The following is a 12,188-nucleotide window of genomic DNA, read 5'->3' as shown; positions in this document are numbered from 1 at the left end:
AAAAATAAAACAGCCGGCCATTGCCAGCTGTTTTTTCTATCCCTTCCCTTGACTATGTTTATAAAATTCATGGAACAGCTTCATCAGTGCTCGCTTTTCAATCCTTGAAACATAGCTTCTAGAAATTCCAAGCTTCTTGGCAATCTCTCGTTGTGTCAATTCATCTTCCATATCGAGCCCAAACCTGCCGACGATCACTTCTTTCTCACGCTCATCAAGTACATGAATGTATTCATAAATTTGTTTTTTCTCCATTTTTGTCTGAATTACATCAACAATATCGTCTGCATCTTCTTGGAGAACGTCAATAAGTGAAATTTCATTGCCTTCTTTATCTGTACCAATCGGGTCATGAAGAGAAACGTCTTTCTTCACTTTTTTCAATGCACGAAGATGCATGAGGATTTCGTTTTCAATACATCTAGCTGCATACGTCGCAAGCTTTGTCCCTTTCCCATCAGAATAACTTTCAATCGCTTTAATCAACCCTATTGTGCCAATTGAGATTAAATCTTCTGTGTCTTCTCTCGTATTCTCAAATTTTTTTACGATATGAGCAACAAGTCTTAAATTATGTTCAATGAGTAAATTTCTCGCCTCCGCATCCCCCTCTTGCATCAGCTTTAAGTATTTACGTTCATCGTCTTTTTTGAGCGGCTGCGGAAACGCGTTGTTTTTCACATAAGAAACAAACACAATCACTTCTTTTACAAAATAAGAAAGTGCCGCTAGCATTCCAGACACGACCTCACCCCCGCATTTGTCGTTTTTACATTCATATGTCGAATTGGGCTCGCCTGTGTCTGTACTAGCGAAAAAGATTATGTAATTTATCTCTGCTCTTTCTTCGGTTTCTGGGCTATCACTTGTACGACGTGAGATAATCCCTTATGAAGTTCCCCTTCCTCACGCATCACTTCACCAGTGAAAAAGTGAATGATTTTCCAATCAGTAAATGTCGTTAGAAGCTCTTCTGCAGAATAGAGAAGCTCTATATCTTTTGGGCCGCCGCTTTCATAGGGCAGCTGATCGGTTGAGTAGACTTCACTTATGTAATAACCACCTGGCTTAATTGCTTCTTTCACCCCACTTAATGTCTTATCTCGCAAAGGCTTTGGGAAATGTCCAAACACACAAACAACCCCATCCCACGAATCACTTTCCCATTTTGCATTATTTAAATCGATTAACTTTGTGTCGACCTCGACCGATCTCGTGCCTGCCAGCTTCAATGTCTTTTCTAATCCAGAGAGAGCATAATCCCATGAGGTCACCTCCAGACCCTTTTCAGCTAGATACACAGCATTTCTTCCTTCCCCTTCCGCAATCGTAAGTATATGACCCGTTAGATCTACTTTAGCTAATGCCTCAACAATAAAAACATTCGGGTTCATGCCATATACATACTCTTCTGTTTGAAAACGTTCATGCCAGGAATTCATATGATCACCTCATCATTTAGTTACTACCTAGTTTAAACAAACCTTGCATCAAAATCTATTCAGTCGATTTTCTTGCACCCTTTCATCATATTTTCATAAACGTTTGATATTGTTGATGTCAAAGAGCTCTTACTTAGTTGAGAGACATAACGAAAGAACAGAGGGGAAGATGTACTATGGATTTAGCGCAAATAACGGTGTGGGCTGCTTTTTTAGCTGGCTTTATCTCCTTTATATCACCGTGTACTCTTCCACTTTTTCCTGTCTACCTATCTTACATCACAGGGATTAGTGTGAAAGAGCTGCAAACCAATCACAAAAGTCAGAAAGTACGTAAACAATTAATGATACACAGCTTTTTCTTCTTATTAGGCGTATCATCTATCTTTTTTGCATTAGGGTTTGGTGCCACGTTCTTTGGTCAATGGCTTGAAGATATGATCATTGGTCGTAATGGCAACCTTATTCAACAACTTGCCGGTATTTTCATTGTGGTAATGGGATTATTCGTAAGCGGGATTATTCAATTCGACTGGCTGATGAAGGACAGGAGATTTAATGTCGGGAAAAAGCCAGCTGGTTTTGTAGGGACAACGTTTGCTGGTATGGGGTTCGCCGCAGGATGGACACCATGTATCGGGCCAATATTTGCTTCAATCTTAATGCTCGCAGCAAGCAATCCCCAAGAAGGTCTCCTGTATACGCTGTTTTACATACTAGGTTTTACGCTGCCGTTTTTTGTTCTCACATTCTTTATTGGGTCAACACGATTTATTGTGAAGTACAGTCAACCTATTATGAAAATCGGCGGGGCAATTATGATCCTTATGGGAATTCTTCTCTTCACTGGGAAAATGACCGATATTTCTATCTTTATTTTACGTTTGATTGAAGGAACATGGCTTGAAAATTTAGGATAAAAGTGCACGCCATTAAAATAAGAACACGAAAGGATGAATGGAATGAAGAAATGGTTTGTATTTATACTTCTTTTTGGAATGGTCGGGTGGGTATTATATGATACAATCGATTGGCAAAGTGGAGAAGAAGCCTCTCCAGGTCAAATAACTCAAGAGATAAATGATCCAGAAGATGAGATTGGATTAAAAGAAGGTAACATAGCTCCAAATTTTACGCTTGAGACATTAGATGGCGGTGAAATGGCATTAACCGATTTCCGCGGGCAGAAAGTGTTTGTGAACTTTTGGGCAACATGGTGCCCCCCTTGCCAAGCTGAGATGCCTCATATGCAAGAGCTGTACGAGGAGCACGATGTAGAAATTCTAGCGATTAATTTAACGGAAACAGAGCCTAATGTCGAACAAGTGGATCGTTTTCGCAATGATTTCGAGTTAACATTCCCAATATTATTAGATCACGATGTTTCAATTGCGGAGTTATATCAAATTCAGCCAATTCCCTCTTCGTATTTCATCGATACTAACGGACGCATACATAGTGTGGCTTTAGGTGCTTTGACAAAAGAAATGATGGTTCAAAGAATAGAGGAAATGGATTAAGTTAAACGAAATATAAAGGCAGTCAAGAATGAAGGTGGTAATCAATGAAACAACTCGTTTTAGTCGTTGAAGACGATGATATGATTCGTGACCTGATTGATATTTATTTAAAAAAAGAAGGATATGACGTTATTTTGGCTGCAGACGGAGAAACGGCTAAGGAACAATTTCTGAAGTATTCACCTTGCTTAGTCATCCTAGATTTAATGCTGCCGAAAATAAGCGGTGAAGAAGTATGTCAATGGATTCGAGCTCAAGAAAGGAATGAAGTTTCCATTATCATGGTTACTGCTAAAACGAGCAGTGACCATAAAATCTCAGGGCTTAAAATGGGCGCAGATGATTATGTCACAAAACCATTCAGCCCAAATGAATTAATGGCAAGAATTGAAGCTGTGCTTAGAAGAGGAGGACAATTCTGCCAAAAAATAAGTCATGAAGGGTTAGTCATTAAACCTAGAAAAGGCGAGGTTCTGCTAAATGGGGAGCTTGTACCTTTAACCAAATACGAATTTAATTTATTGTATTATTTCATGGAAAATCCAAACATAGTTTTATCACGTGAACAGCTCATAAAACAAATTCACCCTGATGATGAAGCCGATATCCTAGACCGAACAATTGATGCACATATTAAAAAGCTAAGAGAAAAGATAGAAACGGAACCGAAAAAGCCTCAACGAATTGTGACTGTAAGAGGAATGGGGTATCAATTTGTTCCTTAAGAAGCTAATTAAAGCTAAGAAAGACAGGGCCAAACATTCACTAAGCATCATTATTCCTATCACGTTATTAAATTCAGGTATTTTGATCATTTTTCTCTTGATTAGCAGCTATCTTATTTATTCTACAGCTTGCTTTTTAGTCGCTCGTCTACCCACTGTCCAAGAGGAAAAACAAATGATCTTTAATGATCAACTGGCTTTATTTTTATTCATACTGCTTCCTTCTACCATCCTGACAGGAATTGTGCTCCATTATTGGGTAACAAAGAAAATGTTTAAACCTTTTCATGAACTTATAGAGCACACACAAGCTTTAAAAGAAGGACGCTTTCCTCCTGAAATTAGGGCGCGCTCGTATCGTGAAATTAATCAACTGACTCATACCTTTAACGACCTTACAGAACGTCTAAAATACAATGAAAAGTCAAGAGATCAAATGTTAACAAATATGGCTCATGATTTACGAACACCGCTTTCGAATATTAACGGATACCTTGAAGCGATGAAAGACGGAGTGATTAAGGGGGATAAAGATATTTTTTCTTCCTTGCATAAAGAGTCAGACCGTCTGATTCATATGATTAATCAGCTGCAAGAGATGAGTAAGTGGAATGAAATCACAAGTCATACCTTACTTGAGAAATACAACTTAGAGATTCAATCTGTTTTGCACGAGAGTCTTTCTTTGTTTGAACTCACATTAAAAAATAAAAAGATCTCTCTTTTGACTGAGATTGACCCATGCACAGTTTCCATAAATAAAGAGGGAATTCAACAAGCCCTGACCAACTTGATGCAAAATGCTATTCAATATTATGAAGGGACCTCCCCTATTTCTGTTAAAGGAGAGAAGTGCGGAGGTTATTATCAAATCTCTATCACTAATCCCGGACTTCCATTAACAGAAAAAGACCAAGTCTCTTTATTTGAACGATTTTATCGAGTAGATACAGCTAGAAACCAAAAGACAGGTGGGACAGGACTTGGGTTAGCGATTGTTAAAGAAATTGTAGTCACCCAGCACAAAGGAGAAGTATTCATCGAATCGACAAACAACCATCATACGTTCTTTCTTCACCTTCCACTAAATCACTAAGAGGCTGCCCAGATTTTTAGATTGATTCACCTCAAAAAAACGACGAGCTCAATGAGCTTCGTCGTTTTATCATTCGCTTATCCGTTAACCGTTTGATTCATGGCAATCGTTAAACTTTCTTCTACAGCTTCTGCGTGACTGGTTAATTCTGAATCATCCAAGGCAGAAATTAAGTGAGTGGGTTTAGGCATTCCAATTTTCGTTACGCCACCTTCAACATAAACAACCATTTTACAAGGAAGAAAATATCCTGCTAGTAAATTTCTTGTGAGTACGTCTTTAGCCACTTTAGGATTACACACTTCAAGCACACGAAAATCTTCTTCAAATGTTTGGCCTTTCTCTTCTAGTTTTCCACGAAGGTCAAAATCCCAAAGAACTCCAAATTCTTGTTCTTTTAAGTTAGCTGTTAACTTCTCTACTGTCTCATTAATTGAATGTGGTGATTTAACTGTTACATGAAACATCCCTATACGCCTCCTTTAGGTAAAAAGCTTATATACCCCTATAACTATCCATAACCTTATTATCCTCTACTTAAACATCTAAGTAAAGTTCGTTACATTTTTCAGAATAAAAAAGTGAAGCATTTCGCTTCACTTTATATTCCTATCTAGATATCATCCTTGCCTACTTCTCCTGGGATGTTATTGTTTGTTTTCGACTTCGTGGAATTAGAACTCACTTCATCTTTCGCTTCAGCCACTTTGTTTCCAATATCCACTACATCTTCTTTTAGGCCCTGTGCCTGATTCACAATATCCATTGAATCTTCTTTCACATCTTTCACTTGCTCTAAGATATCGCCATTCACTCGCTCATATAAATCTTTAGCCTCGTTAATGGCCTCCTTTAATACAGCAGAAGCAGATTGAACTCTTGCTTGGACATCTGTCTTCACTTCTTCTGGATTCTCTCTTACTTTTGTTACCATATCCATTGTCTGATCTTTCATATCGCTTGTAGCGGTCGTCACACGATTTCTCGTCTTAGGATCTAACATTGCGACAGCAGCTCCTACTGCTGCCCCGATTACAATTCCTTTCATTAGACTTCCGCTTTTCTCGTTCTTCGTAGATGGTGCTTGTGCATACGTGGTATGACTAATTTTAGCTTGTGCCATTGGTTGAACCTCCTATTAAATTTAAAAATTTTAATATTAGAATGATTTGTTACTAAAAAAATACCCTCATTTCTTTTCTCTAAACATAAAAAGAGAACCAACCAATAATTGGAAGGTTCTCAACTCACATTATTTAATTTATTTATATACATGAAGTCGTTGGATAATTTTGGATAATAGTCTTGTGCGCTCAGTAAGAGAAGCAATCTCTAAATACTCATCCTCGCTATGTGCGCCTCCGCCAATTGGTCCTAAGCCGTCAATTGTAGGAATTCCCATCGCAGCAGTGAACGATGCATCTGATCCACCGCCTGTTTTTGTATCTTTTATTGCCATCCCAAGCTCGCGTCCAACTTCTTGTACAATTTGAAACAGATGAGCAATCTTTTCATTTTTTAACATCGGCGGTCTGCTGATATCACCTGTTACTTCAATTTTTGTGCCCCGCACATCAGTAGAAGCACATACTTCTTCAATCTTATGCTCCATCTCGCTTGCCTGTTCAGGTGTTGCCACACGGACATCAACATGTCCTATTGCAGAGGAAGAAATCGTATTAACCGCATTGCCTCCCTCTATGATTCCAACATTGACTGAGATCCCATGTTCATGATCATTCAGTTCGTGCAGCTTCACTATTTTGTGAGCAAGTTCTTCTATTGCACTTCTGCCCTTTTCCGGTTCTATACCTGAATGAGCAGCAAGCCCTTGTACTTCGATTTTGTATCGGCCGCTGCCACGCCGCTCCGTCACAAGAGATCCATCTTTTCTCGCAGGTTCCATGATAAGAGCATAAGATATACCTCTCGCTTGCTCTTCAATTAAGCCTCTTGAAGACCTGGAGCCAATCTCTTCATCACTATTTAAGACGATTCGAACATTCTGATAGGCAGCATCCCCTTCATCTTTTAACGCTTGTAAGGCATAAAGAACGGACACGAGACTTGCTTTCATGTCAATGACTCCTGGCCCATACGCGCGTCCCTTTTCTTGATCTATACTGAAAGGACGAACCTTAGCCGTACCATCTTCAAATACTGTATCCATATGAGCGACAATCAAGATATCAATGTGACTTGCATCTGGGTGTTGGATCACTAAATGATTGCCAACCTCAATATTAGGAACCACATTGACCTTAAATCCTAACTCCTTAAATTTTTGTCCGACAATCTCCCCGACTTTATCAACACCTGCTTTATTATTCGAACCACTATCAATATTAACAAGTTTCTCAAGTAATTGAAGCATCTCGCTTTCTTTTGAATGAACCTCGATCATGCTAACGTACCTTCTTTCTTCTCCTACACATTTACTTTCCTATTCTAGTATATGCTGTCTATTCCTTATATTTTCGTTGATGTGAGCCCTTTTATCAAGTGGGAAAGTGAAATAATAAGAAATCCATTAATACCTAGAGGAATTATTTTTCTATTTATTTCCTTATGCACTTCGATTACGATAAAAGAAGACTGACTTCCGAGGTGAGGATATGGACACCCTTTCGTTTCAGCTTTCTACCTATAGTATTGAATTTGCTAATCAACAATTGACTTTGCTCCCAAAAGAGTTTGATTTATTACATTTTTTGTATCGTCACCCGAACCAAGTCTTCAGCCGCGACAAGCTATTAGATGCGGTTTGGGGGGAGGGCACCCCAACAGACCGGACGGTGGATGATCATATTTACAGGGTAAGAAAAAAGCTTGGCACTCTTAAATCCGGGATTAAGATAAATACCATCAGAGGACAAGGATATTGTTTAATTAAGGGCTCCTCTAAAGAAAAAACGCTAAAAATAGAAGATCCTCAATTTGAAGAGATAAGCGAATCTTTATTATATACCTACCATTTGTACGGTAACGGTCAGGCTATCAAGTCATTATTAAATAATCCAGCATTCGGTATTGAGCCTCCATCTAGCCTACGAATGCCGTTAGCGTTTATGGCTGGAGATTATCGTTCAATCATCTATGATTCATCCATTTCATTTAAAGAGAAATCATTATTTTTATTATGGGTCTATCTCTTACTAGAAGGGGCAAAGCCTGCTTGTGAATACTTTAATCAAGTGTACACAAAGCAGCTTTTCACCCCTTTGCAGCAGCCTGAATTTGATACATTAAGCAAAATTCTATTTCTCTTACTTAGCCGGAATTTTGATAAAGCGCTTAAGGCAATAGTTTTTACAGAAGGAAAAATAACTTCGTCAAATGATGGCTTCTATCCATTTTTTAGAATAACAAAGCTAATGTATGCGATATGCATGTCTGATCAAAGGGAAATAAACGAGGAAAAGGCATTGTTAAAAGTTTTCTTTACAGAAAAACCTTACCTACGTGAAAAAGGGGTTTTTCTCATTGTCACAGGCATTAAAGAAATAATTGAAACAAAAAAGAGATCTGGTCTAGCTTTGATTGAAGAAGGAATTGAAATTGTAGAGCATTCTCAATTCAATTCACATATGGGCTTAGCCATTGCCATTATGAGATTTTTCCTTGAGAAGGAATGTACAGATGAAGCGCTTCAGCTTCTTGTTACAAACACTTCCACAGCATTTTTTGAACCACATCAAATAGAGAAACTTAAAAGTGAAATTAAATCTATATTTCATCGTCACCTCTGATATTCCTCTGACATACCTCCTCTATGATGAAGCCATAAGGGAGGTATCTTACCATGTCTTTACAACCACTATTTAAAAATAAATTATTTATGAAAGTGTTCGCGTCTTATAGTATCTCAATGTTTGGCATTTACTTTGACCGTGTCGCCATCTTCTTATTGTTTGCTTATGTGTGGCAAGAGCGCCCAATCATGCTCGCATTTATTGCCGTCGCAATCGCCCTTCCTCAAGTGATTATTAGTCCTTTTGCCGGGGTATTTATAGAACATCGAAATAAGGTAAAAGTGATGCTTGCAGCAGATATCCTGACCGCTCTTTTTACCTTCTCACTATTATTTATCACAAACACATGGCTCTTTTTAACTGTTTTAATGCTGCGTTCTACGATCGCAACCGTTCATTTCCCTGCTGAACAAGCCATCATCAAACATATTGTTCCAGAGACCCTTGTGCTTCGTGCAGTAAGTTTAAACGGGATATCAGCCCAGGCTGCAAGAATTATAGGTCCGGTTATTGGAGCTACGCTTGCAGCTATCTACTCACCTCTTCTATGTCTGTTCATAAACGGGGTTTCACTGCTTTTTTCGAGTCTCATATTACTGAGTGCTGCTAAAGAAAAAACTAATTTCTCACATCCTCGAATAAGAGAGAAACAGCCATTTTTGGAGGACTTACAGGAAGGTTTGAGGATTATCCTACAAACAAACACTCTCTTAATCTGTTTTGGGTATTCTTTTTTAGGCTTTTTCGCTCTACAAATGGTTGATGTGCAATTCCCTGTTTTATTTAGATTGATCGCGCCAGAACATCCTGAGTTAATGGGCTGGATTATGTCGTTTGTCGGTATCGGATCCATTTTTATTTATGGACTGATGTCTAAACAAAGAAAAATGCTTTACCCCGCTAAGTTACTAATGACAAGCTTTTCCTGTTTAGCGATTGTGTTTATTAGTGCGAGCTTTTTAACAAGCGGCTTTCCACTGTCAGTGCCTTTACTCATGTCTATTATTTTAGGAATCGGCATTGGACTGCAAATGTTTGTCGCCCAAACTGTTATTCAAAAAGAAACAACGGGTGACACGATTGCACGTGTTTCAAGCCTATATCATGCGATTATCAATGTAAGCATTCTAGTGGCGCCATTGATCGGAGCACTTCTTGTTGAATTGTTTTCTATCTACACTGTATTAAAAGGGTCTGGAATCTTACTCTTATTAATTGGAAGCGCCCTGCTTCTTACTCACAAAAGAGAGAACCAGGAGCGTGTTGAAGTAACGAGACATCCTTCGATCTAAGAAAAAAATGCATCTCCTTGATCAGATAAGGAGATGCATTTTTTCCTAACATAGGATTTGATTATGACTTTGTATAAGTTCCTTGATGAAAGGACATTTTCCAGTTACCATTCTCTTTTTTCCATATAGAACTTCGTATTGTGTTACTTACCCTGTGCTCATCAAATACCCGATAAGTAGCAAGAATCACTTCGGGTGCCAGCTGCCTGATCTCAAAATCATAAATCTTCATGCTGACTACACCGACTCCTCCTTCTCCTAAGCAGTCATCTCTAACCCATACTTGTCCGGAGCTTGCAAATTCCAAAAAATCATCAGCTAAGAGTTCTTCTAATTGTTCAGGTGACGTTCTTGTGTGCGATTGAAGCAGCTTTTCTTCTAAAAGAAGAATAGTTTGTTTTAATGTTTGGATACTATTCATCTCACACCTCCGTCTATTTTATTACTTATCTTATTCGCCATTAAGGCCATGATTCCCTTGCAGGATAAGGAAATTCTCTTTATAGAAAAAGCATTTAATTTTCAATTAGAAAATTAAATGCTTCTCTTCGTTTATATTGAAATAATTTTCCGGCCTTTTTCAGCGAGCGCGTAGTAAATACCATGTTCTAATGTCTGAAAACAATCATAGTTAGATAAGTCGATATCTTCCTTTGTAATCGCAAGGCTTAATTCAGCTTTAATTCCTACTAGGATCGTTTTAGCTCCTATTAATGAAGTAGCTGATACAAGTTTCTCAATTAAATCAGCTGAGACTGAGGCAATATCTGAATCGAGTCCCGTGAAATCGAGAATTAAGAAGGTTGCTTTATGCTTAGGAAGATTGTGCAGCGTTTTCTCGATGAGTTCATCTGTACGCTCTTTATCATACATACCAAGCAGTGGTACCACTACTACCCCATCCATTACCGGAATCATCGGGGAAGATAACGTTCTGATAAGAGCCTTCAGTTCTTGTGTTTTATCTTCAACCATGGCCTCAAGCTGCATAATTTCTTGTTGTTCACGGCTTCGAATTAATTTATGTATATTTTCTGTAACGGTTATTTCAGAGGGGAAATACTCAACTACGGTTTCCTCTTTGCCCTCGACTTGGCTTTGAAGGATTCTATACCAAATATTTGTACCAAATAACCCAGTGAAGATCCCAGCATAATGAGCTGGAAGAAAGCTGCCGGCTTTACTCTTTCCTTGTGCAATATTAATCTTATACTCCCAATCATCTCTTAATCGAATAATGACCTTTTTTTGATCTGTATCAAATAGATCAATTACTGCTTTTCCCCAGCCTGCAGAAGCATATGTACGCGTAAGAGTTTCAGCAAACTCTTTTTCGCTAACATGCAGCCTCTCAAAATAATCACCAACTACAGTCCCTTGCCTGTATCCAGTCGTTTCCAACACAACACTTGTAGCTTCTTCTCCTGACACCTCTTCAATCGTATCAAAAAACGTTTTCATTGCAGAAGAGATCCAAAAAAGTACAGCATCTTCCCCTTCAAAGAGAAATTGGCCCTTTTCTACATCCCACCCAAATTCTAAGCCGCTCACATTTACTTTTGGTGCTTCCATTTTTGTAACGTCCTCCTTCTCTTAAATTAAATTTCCAACCTTTTAACTTTATTATACATCACCTGAGAATAGACACTAGTCACATGTTGTGTAAAATGGTAGAATTCTAATTTATGAGTAATATATATAGCAGGAGGAAGCAATGAAAATAAATGTAATTTATATTCTTACGATTTCTGTTTTTCTTAGTATGGTGTTTTTTATTGATTCTAATGAATTTGATAAGCTGCTGCTTGATTGGATGAATCAGCTTATTCCTTCATCATTACAAGAGCCTATGTCTTTTCTAACTAAACTTGGTTCTGGAGAAGTAATGATTATACTTACCCTTGTCTTAATGGGGTTTTTATATTTTAAAAGAGAAAAACTTTATGCCCTCATGCTCGGAGTTATTGTTTTTGGCGGACTCTTTTTGAACCTAGGATTAAAGTTATTATTTCAGCGGGAGCGGCCTGGTGAGATTCGTTATTTAGAAGTGTTTGGGCAGTCTTTTGAGCTAGCTTCCTACAGCTTCCCAAGCGGTCATACGATGAGAACCTTTTTACTATTTGCTTTTATTATATATATTAGTTACCTCTTTATCACAAAACGTGCGATCCGTTTGATGAGTTATGCCATTGCTGTTTTCTGCATATCTGTTGTCGCATTGAGCAGAATGATCTTAGAAGCCCATTATCCGAGTGATATTATCGCGGCTATCAGTATTTCTATCCTATGGTTTATAATTTGTATACGAGTTGTTCCAGGCCTTGTCCGGAAATATTCAAGAACCCAAGCTCCAAGTTAGAG

14 protein-coding genes are annotated in these 12,188 nt (G+C 38.3%); 7 read left to right on the top strand and 7 right to left on the bottom strand.

The window, feature by feature from the left end; genetic code table 11:
* Positions 1-36: 36 nt before the first annotated feature.
* A complete protein-coding gene (sigK, locus tag BPOF4_RS05120; RefSeq protein WP_012958014.1) occupies positions 37-744 on the bottom strand; it encodes an RNA polymerase sporulation sigma factor SigK in 708 nt (235 codons plus the stop codon).
* 86 nt (positions 745-830) lie between these two features.
* The gene (locus BPOF4_RS05115; protein ID WP_012958013.1) at positions 831-1,442 is read right to left on the bottom strand and encodes a class I SAM-dependent methyltransferase; all 612 of its coding nucleotides are present in this window, start codon (positions 1,440-1,442) and stop codon (positions 831-833) included.
* A 176-nt stretch (positions 1,443-1,618) separates the two neighbouring features.
* Between BPOF4_RS05115 and BPOF4_RS05110 the strand changes: the two genes are divergently transcribed.
* The 4 genes from BPOF4_RS05110 to BPOF4_RS05095 are packed head-to-tail and all read left to right on the top strand — an operon-like array spanning position 1,619 to position 4,783.
* A complete protein-coding gene (locus BPOF4_RS05110; RefSeq protein WP_012958012.1) occupies positions 1,619-2,362 on the top strand; it encodes a cytochrome c biogenesis CcdA family protein in 744 nt (247 codons plus the stop codon).
* A gap of 42 nt (positions 2,363-2,404) precedes the next feature.
* Entirely contained in the window at positions 2,405-2,962 is a 558-nt protein-coding gene (locus tag BPOF4_RS05105) for a redoxin domain-containing protein (protein WP_012958011.1), read from the top strand.
* Between the two features lie 44 nt (positions 2,963-3,006).
* The gene (locus BPOF4_RS05100) at positions 3,007-3,687 is read left to right on the top strand and encodes a response regulator transcription factor (RefSeq protein ID WP_012958010.1); all 681 of its coding nucleotides are present in this window, start codon (positions 3,007-3,009) and stop codon (positions 3,685-3,687) included.
* Positions 3,677-4,783, top strand: a complete 1,107-nt coding sequence (locus BPOF4_RS05095) for a sensor histidine kinase (protein ID WP_012958009.1) — start codon at positions 3,677-3,679, stop codon at positions 4,781-4,783. The genes BPOF4_RS05100 and BPOF4_RS05095 overlap by 11 nt, the downstream gene beginning before the upstream one ends.
* Positions 4,784-4,860: 77 nt before the next feature.
* Here the strand turns inward: BPOF4_RS05095 and BPOF4_RS05090 are convergent, their stop codons facing one another.
* The 3 genes from BPOF4_RS05090 to BPOF4_RS05080 all read right to left on the bottom strand — a co-directional run bounded on the left by BPOF4_RS05090 (position 4,861) and on the right by BPOF4_RS05080 (position 7,187).
* The gene (locus BPOF4_RS05090; RefSeq protein WP_012958008.1) at positions 4,861-5,250 is read right to left on the bottom strand and encodes a DUF302 domain-containing protein; all 390 of its coding nucleotides are present in this window, start codon (positions 5,248-5,250) and stop codon (positions 4,861-4,863) included.
* Positions 5,251-5,396: 146 nt separating this feature from the next.
* Positions 5,397-5,906, bottom strand: coding sequence for a YtxH domain-containing protein (locus tag BPOF4_RS05085; RefSeq protein ID WP_012958007.1), 510 nt, complete (start codon positions 5,904-5,906; stop codon positions 5,397-5,399).
* Positions 5,907-6,044: 138 nt separating this feature from the next.
* Entirely contained in the window at positions 6,045-7,187 is a 1,143-nt protein-coding gene (locus tag BPOF4_RS05080; RefSeq protein WP_012958006.1) for a M20 family metallopeptidase, read from the bottom strand.
* Between the two features lie 211 nt (positions 7,188-7,398).
* Between BPOF4_RS05080 and BPOF4_RS21135 the strand changes: the two genes are divergently transcribed.
* Both BPOF4_RS21135 and BPOF4_RS05070 read left to right on the top strand, forming a co-directional pair.
* Positions 7,399-8,532 (top strand): winged helix-turn-helix domain-containing protein, encoded by a 1,134-nt coding sequence (locus tag BPOF4_RS21135; RefSeq protein ID WP_012958005.1) that lies wholly within the window; start codon positions 7,399-7,401, stop codon positions 8,530-8,532.
* Between the two features lie 53 nt (positions 8,533-8,585).
* A complete protein-coding gene (locus tag BPOF4_RS05070) occupies positions 8,586-9,827 on the top strand; it encodes an MFS transporter (protein WP_012958004.1) in 1,242 nt (413 codons plus the stop codon).
* Between the two features lie 61 nt (positions 9,828-9,888).
* Here BPOF4_RS05070 and BPOF4_RS05065 read toward each other — a convergent pair whose 3' ends face one another.
* Complete coding sequence (locus BPOF4_RS05065; RefSeq protein WP_012958003.1) at positions 9,889-10,248, bottom strand: nuclear transport factor 2 family protein; 360 nt, start codon at positions 10,246-10,248, stop codon at positions 9,889-9,891.
* Between the two features lie 131 nt (positions 10,249-10,379).
* Positions 10,380-11,399, bottom strand: coding sequence for an STAS domain-containing protein (locus tag BPOF4_RS05060; protein WP_012958002.1), 1,020 nt, complete (start codon positions 11,397-11,399; stop codon positions 10,380-10,382).
* 142 nt (positions 11,400-11,541) lie between these two features.
* Between BPOF4_RS05060 and BPOF4_RS21130 the strand changes: the two genes are divergently transcribed.
* The gene (locus BPOF4_RS21130) at positions 11,542-12,186 is read left to right on the top strand and encodes a phosphatase PAP2 family protein (protein ID WP_012958001.1); all 645 of its coding nucleotides are present in this window, start codon (positions 11,542-11,544) and stop codon (positions 12,184-12,186) included.
* Positions 12,187-12,188: the final 2 nt, after the last annotated feature.

Origin of the sequence: Alkalihalophilus pseudofirmus OF4 (assembly GCF_000005825.2) — a bacterium.
GTDB classification, from domain to species: Bacteria; Bacillota; Bacilli; order Bacillales; family Bacillaceae_D; genus Alkalihalophilus; species Alkalihalophilus pseudofirmus.
Note: the sequence above shows the minus strand (reverse complement) of the source record. Positions and strands in the feature narration are given on the sequence as shown.